At 44.7% G+C, this 18307-nt stretch carries 17 protein-coding genes; 11 read left to right on the top strand and 6 right to left on the bottom strand.

The genetic code is table 11. The annotated features are described in order from the left end of the window. The first annotated feature begins 160 nt into the window (after positions 1–160). Entirely contained in the window at positions 161–703 is a 543-nt protein-coding gene (locus DVO77_RS07145; protein WP_119977848.1) for a glutathione peroxidase, read from the top strand. 23 nt (positions 704–726) lie between these two features. Then, the gene (gene hemH / locus DVO77_RS07140) at positions 727–1743 is read left to right on the top strand and encodes a ferrochelatase (protein WP_119977847.1); all 1017 of its coding nucleotides are present in this window, start codon (positions 727–729) and stop codon (positions 1741–1743) included. A gap of 230 nt (positions 1744–1973) precedes the next feature. On the opposite strand, the gene ruvX is transcribed toward hemH, so the two are convergent. From ruvX to DVO77_RS07120, 4 genes are all read right to left on the bottom strand, one after another. Beyond that, on the bottom strand, positions 1974–2393 hold the full coding sequence (ruvX, locus tag DVO77_RS07135) for a Holliday junction resolvase RuvX (protein WP_119977846.1): 420 nt from the start codon (positions 2391–2393) through the stop codon (positions 1974–1976). Positions 2394–2413: 20 nt separating this feature from the next. After that, entirely contained in the window at positions 2414–2971 is a 558-nt protein-coding gene (locus tag DVO77_RS07130; RefSeq protein ID WP_110458535.1) for a YqgE/AlgH family protein, read from the bottom strand. A gap of 17 nt (positions 2972–2988) precedes the next feature. Further along, the gene (gene yciH / locus DVO77_RS07125) at positions 2989–3318 is read right to left on the bottom strand and encodes a stress response translation initiation inhibitor YciH (RefSeq protein WP_119977845.1); all 330 of its coding nucleotides are present in this window, start codon (positions 3316–3318) and stop codon (positions 2989–2991) included. Positions 3319–3513: 195 nt separating this feature from the next. Continuing rightward, the gene (locus tag DVO77_RS07120; protein WP_110458537.1) at positions 3514–3825 is read right to left on the bottom strand and encodes a hypothetical protein; all 312 of its coding nucleotides are present in this window, start codon (positions 3823–3825) and stop codon (positions 3514–3516) included. 179 nt (positions 3826–4004) lie between these two features. On the opposite strand from DVO77_RS07120, the gene DVO77_RS07115 reads away from it, so the two are divergent. From DVO77_RS07115 to DVO77_RS07080, 8 genes are all read left to right on the top strand, one after another. Then, positions 4005–4565 (top strand): DUF4136 domain-containing protein, encoded by a 561-nt coding sequence (locus DVO77_RS07115; protein ID WP_119977844.1) that lies wholly within the window; start codon positions 4005–4007, stop codon positions 4563–4565. Between the two features lie 249 nt (positions 4566–4814). Next, complete coding sequence (locus tag DVO77_RS07110; protein ID WP_110458539.1) at positions 4815–5267, top strand: DUF924 family protein; 453 nt, start codon at positions 4815–4817, stop codon at positions 5265–5267. A 599-nt stretch (positions 5268–5866) separates the two neighbouring features. After that, entirely contained in the window at positions 5867–6430 is a 564-nt protein-coding gene (locus tag DVO77_RS07105; protein ID WP_119977843.1) for an OmpA family protein, read from the top strand. 32 nt (positions 6431–6462) lie between these two features. Next, positions 6463–7287: a mechanosensitive ion channel family protein gene (locus DVO77_RS07100; protein ID WP_110458541.1), complete on the top strand. Its 825-nt coding sequence runs from the start codon at positions 6463–6465 to the stop codon at positions 7285–7287. Between the two features lie 260 nt (positions 7288–7547). After that, the gene (gene phoB, locus DVO77_RS07095; protein ID WP_110458542.1) at positions 7548–8237 is read left to right on the top strand and encodes a phosphate regulon transcriptional regulator PhoB; all 690 of its coding nucleotides are present in this window, start codon (positions 7548–7550) and stop codon (positions 8235–8237) included. 93 nt (positions 8238–8330) lie between these two features. Beyond that, positions 8331–9638, top strand: coding sequence for a phosphate regulon sensor histidine kinase PhoR (gene phoR / locus DVO77_RS07090; protein WP_110458543.1), 1308 nt, complete (start codon positions 8331–8333; stop codon positions 9636–9638). A gap of 297 nt (positions 9639–9935) precedes the next feature. Next, positions 9936–10907 (top strand): PstS family phosphate ABC transporter substrate-binding protein, encoded by a 972-nt coding sequence (locus DVO77_RS07085; RefSeq protein WP_110458544.1) that lies wholly within the window; start codon positions 9936–9938, stop codon positions 10905–10907. Positions 10908–11450: 543 nt separating this feature from the next. Further along, positions 11451–13235 (top strand): M1 family metallopeptidase, encoded by a 1785-nt coding sequence (locus DVO77_RS07080; protein WP_119977842.1) that lies wholly within the window; start codon positions 11451–11453, stop codon positions 13233–13235. 1150 nt (positions 13236–14385) lie between these two features. On the opposite strand, the gene DVO77_RS07075 is transcribed toward DVO77_RS07080, so the two are convergent. Then, a complete protein-coding gene (locus DVO77_RS07075; protein ID WP_119977841.1) occupies positions 14386–14874 on the bottom strand; it encodes a glutathione peroxidase in 489 nt (162 codons plus the stop codon). A 250-nt stretch (positions 14875–15124) separates the two neighbouring features. Further along, positions 15125–16528 (bottom strand): RsmB/NOP family class I SAM-dependent RNA methyltransferase, encoded by a 1404-nt coding sequence (locus DVO77_RS07070; protein ID WP_119977840.1) that lies wholly within the window; start codon positions 16526–16528, stop codon positions 15125–15127. Positions 16529–17068: 540 nt separating this feature from the next. Between DVO77_RS07070 and DVO77_RS07065 the strand changes: the two genes are divergently transcribed. Then, positions 17069–17545 (top strand): MarR family winged helix-turn-helix transcriptional regulator, encoded by a 477-nt coding sequence (locus DVO77_RS07065; RefSeq protein WP_110458547.1) that lies wholly within the window; start codon positions 17069–17071, stop codon positions 17543–17545. Positions 17546–18307: the final 762 nt, after the last annotated feature.

Genomic DNA, 18307 nt, shown 5'->3' with positions numbered 1-18307 from the left:
AGCCGATAACCTGTATGGTTATCGGCTTTTTCATGATGTTTGGGGGGCTAACTAAAGGTTATCAACTGAACCCAATTATCCGCTGAAGAATCTTTCGATGCTGTGATCTAATACACTGATTAACACGTATATTCGCCTTTACAGTGCTGGAGATATCACGATGAAATCGATATTATTACCCTTAGTTGTTTTAGGCATGGCAAGCTTATCAAGCCAAGCAAGTGCGGCTGAATGTGCCGAGTTTTTCCAAGTTGAGGCGCGTAAGTTGCATTCTGAGCAAGCGCTCGACTTGTGTAAGTTAACTCAAGGCAAGCCAGTATTGGTGGTTAATACTGCCAGTCATTGTGGTTATACCTCACAATTTAAAGGATTAGAGCAACTTCACCAGCGCTATAAAGACAGTGGCTTAGTGGTATTAGGGTTTCCTTCTAATGACTTTAATCAAGAAGAAGCACAGGAGGTGAAGACCGCCGATGTGTGTTACATCAATTACGGCGTGACCTTTACTATGCTGGCCACAGGCGCGGTGAAAGGCGATGCGGCTCAGCGTCCATTTGACCACTTAGCCGCGGTGACTAAAGCTCCCAGCTGGAACTTTAATAAATACTTAATCAGCGCCGGCGGTAAACAAGTTCAACGATTTGCTTCTAGTGTAAAACCTAACGACAGTGTGTTAATTGAAGCAATTGAAAAGCAATTATAAAAATTGAAAATCAGGGAGTTAAATTGGCTAAATATATTGGCTTAACCAAAGAACAAGGGCATCAAAAGCGATCGAAAGTAACGGTATTGCTGATGAATTTAGGCACCCCTAGCGCACCGACAACATCAGCAGTGCGTCGTTATTTGGCCGAGTTTTTGGCCGATCCGCGTGTGGTCGAGATCCCTAAGCTACTTTGGATGATCATTTTACATGGCATTATTTTGCGAGTGAGACCCGCTAAATCGGCCGCCTTATACAAGCAAATTTGGGGAGAGTCAGGCTCGCCATTGATGGAGATAACCCAAAAACAGACGGCAAAGTTAGCAGAGCGGTTTCGTGAGCGCGGTGATGACATTAATGTCGATTTCTGTATGCGTTACGGTGAGCCAAGTGTTAAAGACACCCTAAACCGTTTACATCAACAAGGTACAGACAAGCTAGTCGTGCTTCCGCTGTATCCTCAATATGCGGCGCCAACCACGGCATCGGCGTTTGATGCCTTGACCTTAGAGCTGCGTAATTGGCGCTATCTACCCAGTGTGCATTTTATTAATACCTATCATGACAACCCTGATTATATTGCCGCATTGACCGAGTCTATTCAGCGTGATTTTGACAAACATGGTAAGCCGAAGAAGCTGGTTATCTCTTATCACGGCATGCCTGAGCGTAATTTACATTTAGGCGATCCTTACTCTTGTTTTTGTCATAAAACCACCCGTTTAGTGGTGGAAAAGCTAGGTCTTACTGAGAGTGATTACATTACCACCTTCCAATCTCGATTTGGTAAGGCAAAATGGCTAACGCCTTATACCGATGAGACCTTGCAACGTTTGGGTAACGAAGGTGTTGATGATGTCGCCATTATCTGCCCAGCATTTAGTGCCGACTGTTTAGAGACGTTAGAAGAGATTGAACATGAAAATCGTCAGGTGTTTATCGAAGCTGGCGGCAAGCAGTATCGTTATATTGCTGCGCTAAACGATGATGATGCGCATATTGCGATGATGGAAAATTTAGTTAAGCCTTACTTGGTTTAACACACTCAATATTCATCACTTGTAAATATCTATAGGCCTTCCAACGAAGGCCTATTTTATTTTGGTGCACAGTTTGTTGGCCTTGGAATGAAGAGTAATGACATCTGCTTGGGTCGCGGCGGGCTGCATTTTTATTTATTTAACGTGTTTTAAAGGCAAAGCTTCACTGTTATTAATTGCCTGCCCGGCGGGGGGAATGTGCAAGCCAGTCGAAACTGGCTTAGGTGAGATTAATAAAGGTTCCCTAAATAGCTTTCGATAATCAGCACTGCGGACATAGAATCTACTTGCCCTTTTGATAGTGCTTTAAAGCCACCCATTTCAAATAGCCGCGCCTTGGCATCGGCCGTGGTTAAGCGCTCATCTTGGGTGGCGGTTTTGACACCAAACCGGCCGCTAATTCTGTTGGCAAATTTACGTGCCCTTTGAGTCATCTCTTGCTCGCTGCCATCCATGTTTAGCGGTAAACCGACGACAATAATATCGGGTTTCCACTCCTCGATTAAGGCGCCAATCTCTTCCCATTTAGGTATACCATCATTAGCTTTGATTGACGTTAGTGGGGTAGCACTGCCAGTAATTTGTTGGCCTATAGCCACGCCAATACTCTTAGTGCCAAAGTCAAAACCAAGCACTGTTACTGCATTCATCTATGTATGTCCTACTGGAGTTAAGCATGGCCTATTTGGTTGCAGAGCTGACCGATATCAAAGCCCAGGGTTTGGGTGGCCTTTTGCCAGCGTTGCTCATGTGGCGTATTAAATAAAATATCGACAGAGGCGGGGATGGTTAACCATGAGTTCTCACTTAACTCTTGCTCTAATTGTTGTCTGCCCCATCCGGCATAACCTAGCGCGACAATAAAGTTGTCAGGTGCATTGTGGCTGCCCAATGAAGCCAGTACATCGCGTGATGTAGTGAGCATTATTTCATCATTAATACGCTGACTATTGCTCCACTGATCTTGTGGTGTGTGTAACACAAAGCCTTTTTCTTGCTCAACAGGCCCGCCAAGCAGAACTTCACTGTTAATGCTGTCAATGTTGTTGACTTCATTGAGGTTCATCTGCCGCAATAGTTCATTAACATCGATACCGATAGGGCGGTTAATCATCAGGCCCATGGCGCCTTGTGCGTTATGTTCACATAGGTAGATGACTGAACGCTCGAAAAAGGTATCGTGAAGCGAAGGCATTGCAATAAGTAGATGATGCTGCAAACTTTCCATCTAGCACTCCAGAGTGATTATCCACCGGCTAATTTAACTTGATAATTGAGTTTTTCAAGTAAGGTTTTGAGTTGTTCGCGATTGTCGGTTTGCATTTCAATATTGAACTCTTTGACTGTACCACCACAACCGCACTGTTTTTTCAGCTTTTGTGCCAATGCTTTTAACGCTTTTTCATCTAATCCAAGCCCTTTAATCACTGAAACGCCTTTGCCTTTGCGGCCCTTGCTGTCTTTATGAATACGGACAATGCCGTCACCTTGAGGTGCGGACTCTGGTTGTTTTTTTTCAGTGATTTTGCCTATATCTGTGCTATAGACCAAGGTTACATTAGGATCTATTTTCATCTTTAATCGGACGGTTATGGGCGATAACTCGAGTTTACCAAATTGCGCTATCTAGTGGGAGGGATTAGCAACATCAGACAAAAAAAAGACCACATAAGTGGTCATGGATAAGGCTTTATACCAATCTGCAGGGAGATATAAAGCCCATGTTATCCCAAAGCAACTAACGAGTAGTGCAAGGTGTGAGCAAATGGTTTATCGCTGTAACACTAATAATAGCAAGCTTAATGCGGTAAATGCCGCGCAAGTAATAATGTAAGGATGCAGTTTAGGCACGGCCACGGCGCAGCCTGTAAGGGTAAAGGCAATTGCCACGGTAATGTAAGGGGCGTTATTAGCATTGGTTAGGCTAAAGGCCAGTGGCACTAATAACAAGAGTGGCAGTAGCAACCATCGCCATTGCGCTTTTGCCTGAGTTAAAGTGTCGGCGCTTGGTGTGGCTAACGACTTAGGCGCAAAGATGAAAATGGCACTTGCGATAACAAATGCACTAATAAACCAAGTCATAGTTAACTCCCCTTAATCAAATCTAATTGATAATCATTATCATTTGGGTGTTGGTTTAAGTCAAGGTAATTATGCAGATGGCGTATAAAAAATAGAGTTGTAGATCAGAAATTTGGTCTGTAAGCTAAAATTACAATGAGTAAGTTGATATCAGACCTTGTTTTTTTGCTGGAGTAAGTATGAAAAATATAATCGTTTTAGCAGTTGCGTTGGCGTTATCTGCTTGTAGCACGATGAAGTCGAGCTCAGATTATGATCCTAAAGTGAACTTTAATCAGATTAAAAGTTATGCCTGGATAGATAAAAAAAGTGATGATACGACTTATCATCTCGATGGTTTGATGGATCAACGTGTTAGAAATGCTGTCGAGAGTCAATTACAGCTTAAAGGCATAACCAAAACCAGTGCAGAACAGGCCGATGTGTTAGTGAACTATTTCACTAAGGTCGACAAGAAAATTGACGTCGACACCTTTAACACCAATTTTGGCTACAACCCTTATTATGGCCCTGGCTGGGCGTGGGGGGGCAATATGCATACTCAAACCACAGTGCGAGAGTATGAAGTTGGTACTTTGGTCGTTGACTTAGTTGATCGCGCATCAGGCCAGCTTATTTGGCGAGGTTCGGTTGCCGATACCGTGCGCGATAAGAGCACTCCAGAAGAGCGTATTGAGGTGGTAAATCAAGCCATTGCAGAGGTAATGACCCACTACCCGCCGCAAGCTGAAATAAAGTAATTAAAGGCGAACTTACTTTTATTAAAGCCTAACGCCTTATCAACACTTTGTTTCAATCATAGATTCAATACTAAACCCCACAAGCGGCTTAGGCCGCTTGTGGGGGTTTGTGTCTGTGAATATAGCCTGCCTAGGTAAAGATTGAACATAAAAATAGGCTTCGTTTAGACCAAAGTGCTAGATATTCCCTCCACCTGCTGATGCTATTCTCGGTTGACGATTTATCTTGTTATCGGCAACGGAGGCAGTGTGGAACATTTCCTACAGCAATGGTTTCATCATTATGATAAAGGTGCAGGTGTAGAGGCTGGTGAGCTGAGCCAAGAGACCACTCGTCATTGGCAACAATTACTCGTTAATGCTAAAAGTGGTTTGCTTGATAGTTGGCAACATAACCCACCGGGCAGATTAGCTCTTATTTTGTTAATGGGGCCTGTGGCACACCTTTTAGAAGATAATAGTGCCATGACATTACAACTTAAAGCGCGGGAGCTTTGTGTATCAGGGGTTGATAAAGGTTTTGATACTCAATTAGAGCCACTGCAACGCCGCTGCTTTTACGATCCCTTATTTTATTCAGCCAAAGCCGATGATAGAGCCTTACTAATCCGCTTGCTCGAAGGAATGCAGTCTCAATTAGCCTCTGCAGCTAAACCAGCCTGGTGTGCCTGGTATCAGCAAGCATCGGTAGCAAGCCATTAATGTATCGGTATTCATCGCGAGTAATTATTAAGGTGGGGTAGGGGGGAATTTACCAGTCTACTCAATAGGGCTGTATATTTTGTATTATGGGGTGTGACTCAGCCTGTTTTATCCCTACCTGATTAAATTGGTTTGGTATCAATAGCAAGATCTTGTCTGGCATGGGGGGGTAATTATCTAGCAAGCCAGATGTCGTGCTCCTATCGTTATTTTTCCCTCATGTTTTTCTTTAACTGTACGTCATCATTTTCCATATCATATAGTTGGATGTTGCATCACTGTCGCCTATTGTGTCGATAACTTTGTGTCGATTTTGTGAGGGCCCTCATGGGGGAACGCTAGTAGCTGTATAGTTGGCACCGCTCTAGGGAGTACTAAATTTATACATTATTGCAGTGCAACATACTGGGTAATAAGGAGTGTTTTCTGCTGTTGCTGGCTATAATTGTAAAATATTTGCCTTAGTGGCGTAACTCTTTGTTGGCGGCTCGTGCCGAAGCAGATAAAATAGATGGATGTTGTGGCCAGTTTTTAATTGCTTTTTATGCCTTTGTTGGTAATTAATGTAATTAGCCTAACGCATCTTTAGGTAAGTAATAATGAACATACTGCTCCGCATAGGCTTGTTTGCTGTCGGATTATTGCATTGTGTGCATGCGTTTTCTTGGCAAGATACTGATAACGACGGCGTCCCAGATCTCAAAGATGCTTGTCCGCATACTGCGGCAGATACCAGAGTTGACGCCCGAGGCTGTGAAAAGTCAAAACGTGTGTACTTGTGTTTACCGACAATGAGTGGTGAGACATATCCGGCACAATGTAAACTTAATGAATCGGTTAGCGTGCATTTTCGTTTTGCCCGTGCCGAGGTAGATTATTCACAATGGCGGAGTATTGCCAGCATAGCGACATGGTTAACTGAGTATCCTATTCAGTTGTGTATTGTTGGTCATACCGATAATGTTGGCACTGCAGAGTTTAATCAAGTTTTGTCCTATGATAGGGCCTTGAGTGTCAAAAAAGTACTTGTAGAAGATTATGGGTTTAGTCCCAGTCGATTTTGTGTCGCAGGTAAAGGCAGTATTCAACCAATTGCCAGTAATGCTTCGGCAGCGGGGCGAGCGCAAAATCGACGAGCCGAATTTATTGTCCAGCCACGGTAAATACCGGGTTAATTTTATTGAGGGAGCGTTAAATGGAAAACTTGGATAGTTATATTGCACAAGCACCAGAACTAATCATGACGTACGGTTTGCAGGTCTTATTGGCACTGGTTATTTTTGTCGTTGGTAAATACTTCGCCAAGATTGCTAAAAAACTCACTGGTAAACTATTAACCAAACGCAAGATAGATCCAACCGTTGTCTCATTTGTGTCTAATTTGGCGTGGGCAGCGGTGTTTGTCTTTACTGTTATCGCCACCTTAGGGCAAATTGGGGTACAAACGGCCTCGTTAGTGGCTGTAATCGGTGCCGCTGGTTTGGCTGTGGGGTTGGCATTACAGGGCTCTCTGTCCAACTTTGCGTCTGGCGTATTGATGGTGATTTTCCGCCCTTGTCGTGTCGGTGATTATATTGAAGCGGCGGGTATCGCTGGGACCGTTGATGAGATCACGATATTTTCGACTAAACTGCGTACCCCTGATAATAAGGTCATAGTTGCACCTAATTCCTCGGTTATGAATGGTACCATTACTAACTATTCGGCTATGGACACGCGCCGTATCGATTTAGTCATTGGGGTCTCTTATGATGCCGATCTTAAAGAGACTAAAGCCGTATTAAAAAGTGTATTAGATAACAATGATTATGTGCTTAAAGATCCTGCTTACACTGTAGCGCTGGTTGAATTGGCTAATTCTTCGGTGAATTTTGTGGTGCGTCCTTGGGTTAAAGGCAGTGATTATTGGCCTGCACGCTTTGAGATCCTTGAACAAATTAAAGTCGCACTGGATGAAGCTAATATTGGTATTCCTTATCCACAAATGGATATTTACGTCAAGGAAACACCTGCCGCTTAAGTATTTTTTATTGTGTGCCCTAAGCCAGTCGTAATTCACGGCTGGCTTTTTTGTTTGTTAATTCGTGTACTTAAGCTTAAGGGCCATAGTTGTTATACAAGGCCGTTAAGCTCTCCTATCCCCCTATATTGACCTATACCAGTTTTAAGTTTCATGACAAAAATAGCGCTTTTATGACAATATAGTGTCGCTGATTCATAATTTTGTAATAAAGCAGCCTAATAATGGCAACGTGGGAATTCACTGATAGAAGATCGCATATGACTGCTAGGATTTTGATAGTTGAAGATGAGTTGGCCATCCGAGAGATGTTGGCTTTTGTTTTAGAACAACATGGATTTACGACAACTACAGCAGAGGATTTTGACTCAGCCTTAGATATGTTGACAGAGCCTTATCCCGATTTAGTGCTGCTGGATTGGATGTTTCCCGGTGGGAGCGGTATTCAATTAGCGAAAAAGCTACGTCAGGATGAATTTACGCGCCATATCCCAGTGATTATGCTGACGGCAAGGGGCGAGGAGGAGGATAAGGTCAAAGGGCTGGAAGTTGGCGCCGATGACTATATCACCAAGCCTTTTTCGCCTAAAGAGCTGGTGGCACGTATCAAGGCGGTTATGCGTCGCAGTGCGCCTACCGCCTTAGATGAACCTATCGATGTGCAAGGCCTCGTGCTCGATCCTGTTAGCCATCGGGTGACTGTCGGCGAGCAGGTATTAGACATGGGACCGACAGAATTTAGATTATTGCATTTCTTTATGACTCATCCAGAGCGAGTGTATAGTCGGGAGCAATTACTCGATAATGTATGGGGCACCAATGTGTATGTCGAAGATCGTACCGTCGATGTGCATATTCGTCGATTACGTAAAGCGGTCGAGCCCTCTAACCACGACCGGCTTATTCAAACCGTAAGAGGCGCAGGTTACCGTTTCTCGACTCGGCTCTAGCTTGCTGAGCGCTAATAAGTGGGCCATATAATTTGATAGGCGTTAGCTTCGGTATCGATTATCTTGTGCTCACTTGCGCATTAGGGTTTCGCTATGTTTAATTCATACTCTGGCTATCAATTGCTTAGTCGCTTAGCGCTATTTTTGTTGGCTTGCCTTACCATTGGCTTGTTGTTTGGGCAGGTATTGCCAGTGATGCTGCTTGGCTGTATCGGCTTGCTTGTTTGGCATTATCAACAGTTATCTAGGCTAAATTTCTGGCTTTGGCGTGATAAACGTCTGACCCCCCCTAATGGCAGCGGAAGTTGGGAAGGGGTGTTTAATGGTATCTATCGTCTGCAAGGTAAAAACCGTAAACGAGTGGCGCAATTAGCCGATCTGCTCGCGCGCTTTAGGCAAGGGGCTGAGGCCCTGCCAGATGCTGCTGTTGTGCTGGATTCAGACAATAATATTGCCTGGTGTAATAAATTAGCCCAGCGATTGTTGGGGTTAGTGTGGCCACAAGATAAAGGCCAGCGCATCGATAACCTTTTGCGTCATCCTGATTTTTCTCGTTATCTTAAACAAGCGACATTTGATGAGCCCTTTGAGTTTGTCGATAGCCAAAATGAATCGCGCGTGTTAGAAATTCGTATCATGGGCTATGGTGCTGGTCAGCGCTTGCTAATAGCCCGTGATATTACTCGTATTCGTCAACTCGAAGGGATGCGCAAAGAGTTTGTCGCTAATGTGTCGCACGAATTGAAAACGCCCTTAACCGTGCTACAAGGTTATTTGGAAATGATGCAGGAGGTGGCCGAGTTTAATCCTGGTCAACATAAAGCGTTGCAGCAAATGCAGCAACAGACCAACCGTATGCATTCCATGGTCGAGCAGTTACTGGTGTTATCACGTATTGAAGATGGCTCTGCGGTGAATCTCGATGCCAAAGTCAATATGGCCCTGCTGATTGATATGCTCAAAGAGGAGGCGCAGGCTTTGGCTCAGGGACAGTATCAACTAAGCTTTGATTGCGATCCAACCCTGAACATTTATGGTAATGAAGTCCAGATAAGAAGTGCCTGTTCTAATTTACTCTCTAATGCCATTCGTTATACCGACCCAGGTGGCAGCGTTCATGTGTGTTGGAAGCGAGTACCTTTAGGGGCGCAGTTTAGTGTGACCGATTCGGGTGAGGGGGTAGCGCCGCAGCACCTGACACGGCTTACAGAGCGGTTTTATCGCGTCGACAGCGCTCGCTCTCGGCAGCGGGGCGGCACAGGGCTAGGATTAGCCATTACTAAACATGCGCTTAATCATCACCAGAGTGATTTGATGATAGAAAGCCGTCTAGGCAAAGGCAGCTGTTTCAGCTTTATTATTCCCAATCATCTTATTGATACAGGCAAGCGTGGTCATTAAACTTATTGGTTAAGCGCATCGGCTTCGCTCTGTTACTCGAAGTCATTTATTTACCAAATAAATCAGTTAATAAAATCCCGTTTATGTTCATCATTAACAGAGATAGCGCCGATAAGGCGCTTTTGGGTTATTGATGCTGTAGGTCATTGTAACCTTTCTTCAAATAAGTCACTTTTATGATGGTCTGTCATCTAAGTGTCACATGTTCGTCATAGACTTGTCATTGTTGCGATAGATACTGACTGCAACTTAAATAAAACGAGTAAGCAAGTCGCTTAACACTGGAGCAAAGATACAATGAAACTTAAACAGCTTGTTGGTGCGGTGAGTTTGACAGCCGCTAGTGTATTTTCAGTCACCTCTATGGCTGCTATCGATCCGTCACTACCCACTTATGAAAAAAGCAGCGGTGTATCGGGTAACCTTTCATCTGTTGGCTCAGATACCTTAGCGAATATGATGACCCTGTGGGCCGAAGAGTACAAAGAGATGTACCCTAACGTTAATATTCAAATTCAAGCGGCGGGCTCTTCTACTGCGCCGCCAGCATTGACTGAAGGGACTTCACAGTTTGGCCCAATGAGCCGCAAAATGAAGCCCAATGAAATCGAAGCGTTTGAAAAGCACTATGGATATCAGCCAACAGAGATCCGTGTTGCTATTGATGCTTTGGCTGTTTTTGTTCATAAAGATAACCCTATCAAGGGGCTGAGTATCGAGCAGATCGACGGTATCTTCTCGGCTACCCATAAGTGTGGCGGTAACGACGTGCAGCGTTGGTCTGACGTTGGGCTTGGGGGCGATTGGGCTGCCAAAGATGTGCAGCTTTACGGTCGTAACTCGGTCTCTGGGACCTACGGTTACTTTAAGAAAAAAGCACTATGTAAAGGCGATTTTAAAGCCAACGTTAATGAACAACCTGGTTCAGCGTCGGTAGTGCAATCTGTCTCGCAGTCATTAAATGCGATTGGTTATTCAGGGATTGGTTATAAAACTGCAGGTGTGAAAGCCGTGGCTATCGCCAAAAAAGGCGATGATTACATTGAAGCAACCGCAGCCAATGCAGCAGATGGTAGTTATCCTCTATCACGTTACTTGTATGTGTATGTCAACAAGCACCCTAATAAAGACTTAGCACCATTAGAGCGTGAATTCCTCCGCTTTATTTTGTCTAAGCAAGGGCAGAAAACAGTAGAGAAAGACGGTTATGTTCCACTACCACTGAGTGTGACTGCCAAAGATTTAGAAAAAGCCGGCATCCGCCTATAACGGACGTGGTTTAGGGGGAGACCCCCAACAGCAAAGGCCTCAATTTGAGGCCTTTTTGTTTTCTGTGCTATCAGTGATGGGCCATCAGTATGAACTCACTTGATAAGCGCGGTGCTTTACCCATGTGATCCCGATGGCTAGCAATACGATAACGGTGGCGCAAAAAAAAACGACCTAAAGTAGGTCGCCACAAATGCCAGTTGGAATTTGGCTGATAGTCGCGCTAGAGACTATCGAAAAGGGAGATGATGAACCATGAAAACCTTTGTAACCAATCAATGACCCGTAAGGGACTCTGCATCAGTTAATATCAATCGTACTCATATGGTCAGAGTCCGCTTTACCATTTTAGTTCCGATTTTTTGATTATTTTGCCGCAATTAATGTTTAGAGCTGAGTGTAGTTGAGAGCCATTATGTGGAATCAGTGATATTAAGGACTCATGCTGTAGGGGAAGAGAATATTTAATCTCAATGACAAGCGGTTAGCCGATGATTACACTTAGCGCTATTGACGTTAGGGCAATAATAATAAGGATAAAATGTGGCTAAGCAATGGGACAATAACCAAGATCATCACTCGTTTGCGAATGTCGAACAGATCCGTGTATCGCATCTTAGCTTGGCGGTTGCGGTCGATTTTGGGCAGCAACGACTAACAGGTACAGCTAAGCTAATGCTGAACTATCTTGATAAGCAGTGCTGCCACTTGTATCTGGATAGCCGCGATCTCGTGATCCAGTCGGTGCGAGATGACAAAAACAATCGGCTCGATTTTCATTTTGATATGCACGATCTTATTCGCGGGCAACGCCTGCATATTCAGCTGCTTGCAAATTCACCCAACATCACTATCGATTACTACACTAGCGCCAATGCACAAGGGTTGCAGTGGCTAAGTCCCGAACAAACCAGCGGCAAACAATTACCGTTTCTATTTAGTCAGTCTCAACCCATTAATGCCCGCAGTTGGATCCCCTTGCAAGACACCCCGAAAGCCAGAATCACCTTCGATGCTAAAGTCGATGTGCCTCAAGGTATGCGTGCTGTGATGAGCGCCATGAACGATGCCAACGCGCCACTCAATGGCCAGTTTTTATTTGAAATGGAAAAGGCAATTCCGACTCATCTGCTGGCGATTGCCGTTGGCGATTTACAATTTGGCAGCCTAGGGCCGCGTAGTGGGGTTTATGCCGAGCCAGAGGTGCTTGATTCGGCGGTGAGTGAATTTGAAGATACCGAGCAGATGATCAACACCGCAGAGTCGCTGCTGGGTCCTTATCCATGGGGGCGCTACGACATGATAGTGTTGCCTCCCAGTTTTCCCTTTGGTGGTATGGAAAATCCGCGACTGGCCTTTATGACGCCAACCTTAATTGCCGGTGATAAGAGCCTAGTTTCCACCGTTGCCCATGAGCTGGCACACTCTTGGACTGGTAACTTAGTCAGTAATGCGACTTGGCGCGATCTTTGGCTTAATGAAGGATTTACCACCTATTTTACCCACCGTATTGTTGAAGCGGTTTATGGCAAAGAGCAAGCGCAGCTTGAATTAGTCTTGGAATATGGCCGGCTAGCGCAGGAGTTAGCCTCTATGCCCATTGCGGCGCAGACCTTGCCAGCTAATGTGCAAGCAGGCGATCCTAATGAGGCTTTTAACCGTTTTACCTACGATAAAGCATCGATGTTTGTGCATGACTTAGAAAAACGCTTAGGGAGAGAAGCGTTCGATGCATTCTTAAACGCCTATGTGAGCCATTTTGCCTTTGAGGCGATCACCACTGAGCAGTTTATTGATTATGCGCAGCAGACATTATTACCACAATATAGTGATGTACTGAGTGAGGCCGAGTTGCTGGAATGGATCTACGGCACAGGCATGCCACCATGGTTTGTACCGCCTTATTCAAATAGTTTAAATAAAGTCGATGCGCTTTTGATGAGCTGGTATGCCAACGGTGATATTTCCCCTGCGCAAACCACAGATTGGCGCGTTCATCATTGGCAATATTTTATTAATAGCTTGCCTGAACAATTAAGCCATCAACAGTTGCAACAGTTAGATAGCGCTTTTCGTTTTAGTCATTCGACTAACGCCGAAATTGCTTGTGATTGGTATCGGGTGGCGATCCGCAATCATTATGATGTCGTGCTGCCCTTGGTAGAGACATTCTTATTAAATATTGGCCGAGCTAAGTTTGTGCGGCCATTATATGCCGAGCTCCTGCTGGCTGGGTACCGACAGCCGTTAATGGCGATTTATCAACAGGCACGAGCAAGGTATCATCCGTCATTAGTCGCGCAACTTGATAAGCAGTTGGGTGTGTAGCTACTTGCCAATCAATCGGTGAAAAAAATGGCAACCTAATAAGGTTGCCATAAACAAAGTGTTGGAGTGTGATTAACCCAAATGCGCTAGCGTTGGGTTAATGCTCCTGGGGCCCATCCGGCCGCCAAAGGGAGATGATGAACAAATCATGATGAAAAATCTGTTACTCCTTATCAGAGTGTCCCGTTGCAAGTTAGTTCCCAGTTTGAGTAAAAAATAATATTGCTGCTTAATCTCAAGCTTAATGTGTGCCTTAGCGCGCCATAAATTGACTCTTCGCCAGTGCACCATGGGCCTTAATCAAACAGGTAAAAAAAATGGCAACCTAATAGGTTGCCATAAACAAAGTGTCGGAGTGTGATTAACCCAAATGCGCTAGCGTTGAGTTAATGCTCCTGGGGCCATCCGGCCACCAAAGGGAGATGATGAACAAATCATGATGAAAAATCTGTTACTCCTTATCAGAGTGCCCCGTTGCAAGTTAGTTCCCTGCTTGAGTAAAAAATAATTTTGTACATTCATTCAAGGCCAATTTGAACTGTAGATAACGGTGGCGCAATGTTAAAGATTTATGGGGCGTCATTGACATATTCATGGTGTCGCTGAAAAGACGTTATTGCGCTCATGATCTGCCAGAACACATGAAATAACTCGGGCGGTTATCAATAATAGGTAAAAAAAATGGCAACCTAATAGGTTGCCATAAACAAAGTGTCGGAGTGTGATAAATTCAAATGCGCTAGCGTTGAATTAATGCTCCTGGGGCCCATCCGGCCACCAAAGGGAGATGATGATGAACAATGAAAAAAATTACGTGCTGTGCACCTAATTCAATAATCCGTTCAAGTACTCAGAGTCGCCATCGAATGAAAAGTTCATTGAGTTTGTCAAAATAAATCATTTAATTTTTCAGCCCGATAAAAGAGGAGGGTTAATACCGCCAACCGTGGGCATAAAAAAAGGCAACTCAACCAGTTGCCTGTTGATCTATTCAGATCAAGGGGACCGCGCTAGAAGTCCCAGGGAGAATGATGAACATGAATCAGCAAATCTTCGCGTTCAATTATTGGAGTGCAAGCGACACATAAAGTTCATTGTAACGTACATAAAATGAGCGTTTTTATGGCGTCATAGGTTGATCTATTGCTATCTAGCTGGATTTGTTCAGTAAAGATTTTATTTTTTCTCTCATAGATTCGGGTTTCGTAGTGGAGGCAAAACGCGCTACTACCTGTCCCTGACTATCGACTAAAAATTTGGTAAAGTTCCATTTGATTGATTCACTGCCAAGCAACCCTTTTGCCTGCTGCTTCAAGTAGCGATAGAGCGGATCTGTGTTAGCACCATTAACCTCTATTTTGGCAAACAGCGGGAAATTAACCCCGAAGTTGAGCTCACAAAACTGATTGATTTCGGCTTCCGCTGCGGGTTCTTGCTGCCCAAATTGGTTGCACGGAAAACCTAATACAACAAATTTTTCTGGGCCAAAATCTTCATATAGCGCCTGTAATGCCTTGTATTGTGGTGTGAAACCACATTTGCTGGCGGTATTTACAATCAGCAGCACCTTTCCCTTAAACTCTTGCATTGAGCGCGTGCTGCCATCGATATTGGTCAGCGAGAAATCATAAATAGACATCGTATTCTCCTTTTTTGATGATAGGGTAGCCTATCAGTAAAATAAATTGCGCGCAATTTATGTGGCGATTTAAGTAATAAGGTTAATGTCATTTAGCGTTAAATGAGCAGTGAATACCTACCACAGTGTGATAAGCGGGGGATTTAGCAAGAGTCGATTCAAGCGATGGGTAAAGGATGAGTTTGATAAAAAACAGATTTGCTACAGGGCCAGTAAACGGCTTTAGTGTGACAGGCCCTGTATGGCGGCGTTAACGCTTTATCATTTTCGCGACAAACATGCCGTCGCTATCGGCTTGATAGGGCAATACGGTTAACATCGATTGCTGCTCACCGGTAAATGGATGGCACAGCTGTTGTAATGTAAAGTTAGGGTTGCTGGCAAGGAACGCCTCAACCACAGCTTCATTTTCGGTGGGGCTAATGGAGCAGGTGGCATACACTAGTACTCCGCCAGTGCGCACCGCCTTGGCTGAGCGCTGTAAAATATCTAACTGTAAAGCGGGTTTGTCGCTAATGGCGCTTGCATCATCGAGCCAGCGCATATCAGGGTTGCGTCGCCAAGTCCCAGTACAACTGCAGGGAGCGTCCACCAGAACACCATCGAACTGAGCGCTCGCGACAGGCAAGGCATCGGTTTTCCATGGCGATACACTGATCTGGTTAAAATGGGCCCGTTTTACGCGTTTAGCCAGTTCTTCTAATGGCTTACGGCGAATATCTGAAGCTATGATACTGCCTTTGCTGTGGCGGTCTTGCTGCAACATTAAAGAGCGCAGTTGCAGCGTTTTACCGCCGGCGCCACTGCAGGCGTCCCACCAGTTATCATCGGGGCGTGGCGCGCAGACATGACCAATCACCTGCGAGCCTAAGTCTTGGATCTCCAGTTGACCCTCATTATAGAGCTTAAGGCTATTTAGGTTGATGCTCTTATGGCCAAGGTTGATGGCATCATCGAAGTAGTCACTCATTTTGGCTTCAATACCGCTAGCATTAAGTGAGGCGAGCGCATCTGCACTATTAATACCTTGCAGGCGGCCCCAAATGGGAGGGCGAGAGCAGAGCGCTTCAATCAAGGCATATTGCTCATCCTCACTGCTTGTTGGGTAGTGCTGCCAATACCAAGTAGGGACTAATTGAGTGAGGGCAAACTCATGCTGTGGAAAGCACGCTTGCAGCAGTTGTTGCTTGGCCGCTAGGCGGGTGAGATCGCCAGCATCGTTAAGGGGCGCGAGTGCTGGGTTTGCTGCAAAGGTTTGCCAAGCATCGCTAAATTCCTGCCAAGGGTGGCCTTCAATTTTGGCGGTTAATGCTAAAGAGGCAAACCAAGCTTTAGGCGCTGTGCAAAGGGTTGTTAGTTGATTTAACCAACCATGCCAACGAAAGAGTCCAAATAGGCTCTCGCGGATCACGCGTCTATCTTTAGAGCCATGCTTCTTATTAATACGAAAATATTCAGCCACAATACGATCGGCAGGTTGCTTGCTCTGCATCACTTGTTCAAAGAGCTGGTGGATTGTGATGCTGTAGCTTAGCGCGCGCTTTTGTGCCGATGTATCGGCATTGATACCATGATGCAACGCTAAAGTCGGGGAGGTATCGGTTGCCTGTTTAGCTTGAGAAGAGATTAATGCAGTAGGTGTGGTATCGCCCATGAATATTTGCCCAGCGCTGGTAGGTGTTAAGAGCGGCAAGTTTACCAGAAGTGGCCGATTTTGGTATCTCTTGGCTAGAGATAGACACACTTTAACTGCTTTTATAGCGGCATTTATCGGATGCTTGAGCAGCTCATGCAAGCTTAACGTCATTTACAATAAGTGGACTCTGGTGTGATTTTACAGTGAGAGTACACATTTTGTTGTCAGTGACTCGCATGTTTCCGGTTGGTGCTGCGCGGATTATTTGGCTGTGCTTATTTTACAGCAGCTTTATCAAGCCGTGATGGTAAAGGTGTATTCATCGAAATCATGGCCTAGCCTAGCCTCATGGTTTTTATTGTACTGAACTCGTTAAAAATGTCGGCTAAAACAACAATAAAAGCTGTACCGACGTTAATCTTGTGGGCGATAAAATGGCAGAGATTAACTCAGGTGTACGAAAGCAAGGCAACTGATTAAGTTGTTGTGTTTTTTTATCTGTGGTACATGAGTCTAAGCGTGATTTCTGTTATGGTGCAGCTCAAATGAGAGGGGATTATGGAAAAGTACGAACAACTATTAATTTCACTGCGCCGAGTCATCAGAGCCATCGATATACATTCTCGGCAACTCAGTAAGCAATCGGGTTTAACGGGCCCACAACTGATGGTGATGCAAAAGATTGCTCAGCTTGAAGTACCATTAGCCAAGCAAATTGCTCAAGATGTGGCATTAAGCCCCGCAACGGTTGCCACCATCATCGAGCGATTAGAGACCCGTGGCTTGGTGACTCGTACCCGCAGTGAAACCGATAAACGTAAATTGCATTTGTCGTTAACCGAATCGGGTAAAGCGATTCTTAGCGCGGCACCTAAACCGCTGCAAGAACACTTTATTAAGCGTTATCAAAATCTTGAAGAGTGGGAACAGAGTCAGTTGTTATCTGCCGTCGAGCGTATCGCCTCGATGATGGATGCTCAAGAGCTTGATGCGGCACCCGTATTGCTAGTTGGACAGATCCAAGCCGAAGAGTGAAGCCAATAATGTGACAGGCCAATGAGTGTAGGCGTTATGCCCACCTTTGGTCTGATTTCTCTAGCGGGGCGCTTGCTCATTGGATGCTGTTATTTCCCGCTGTTGCGCTCGTTCCGCTTAACTCACTTTAACATTTCACTTTAGCATTCCCCTTTTTATCTTTACCTGATTTAAATAACCTTTAATAACAATGCATTGCCATGACACCTATGAAGGTGGCGTTTGTTATTTTTAACTTATCTCTTCCCCACCCTATTAAACAACACTCCCTATTTAGATGGTGGTATTGCTGCGCCTATTCCTTTAGCGCAAGCAAGAACTGATGGTTATCAACGTCAGGTAGTTATTTTGCTCCAAGCGCCATAGTATCGAAAACAGCCTTTAAATTTAAGTGGTTAGTACAGCGTGTTTACCGTCGTTACCCTAAAGTGGCCGCCGCGATAGTTGCCCGTCATCAAGTATACAAGACGCCTTAGCTGACTTGGCCGCCGCACAAGCAGCGGGCATTTATTTATTAGAACAGACGCTACATCGCCGCATTAGTCTTTCCTTTTGTATTCCCCTCTACATTTCAGATCCGATTATGCTATTGCCTAGGGGCATTTTTTATCTCTTCACTAACCTTATCTATTTGATGTTGAACCTATTGAGTTGTGTCGCGTCAATTGGATAACAATTACGTTTCTATATGTTTACTGGACAAATGTTAATACTACGCGTGTCATTTACCTCGCAAAAAGAATTATACATATTGAATTAATT

The sequence above is a fragment of the Shewanella algidipiscicola genome (genome assembly GCF_003605125.1).
Lineage (GTDB): Bacteria > Pseudomonadota > Gammaproteobacteria > Enterobacterales > Shewanellaceae > Shewanella > Shewanella algidipiscicola.
Note: the sequence above shows the minus strand (reverse complement) of the source record. Positions and strands in the feature narration are given on the sequence as shown.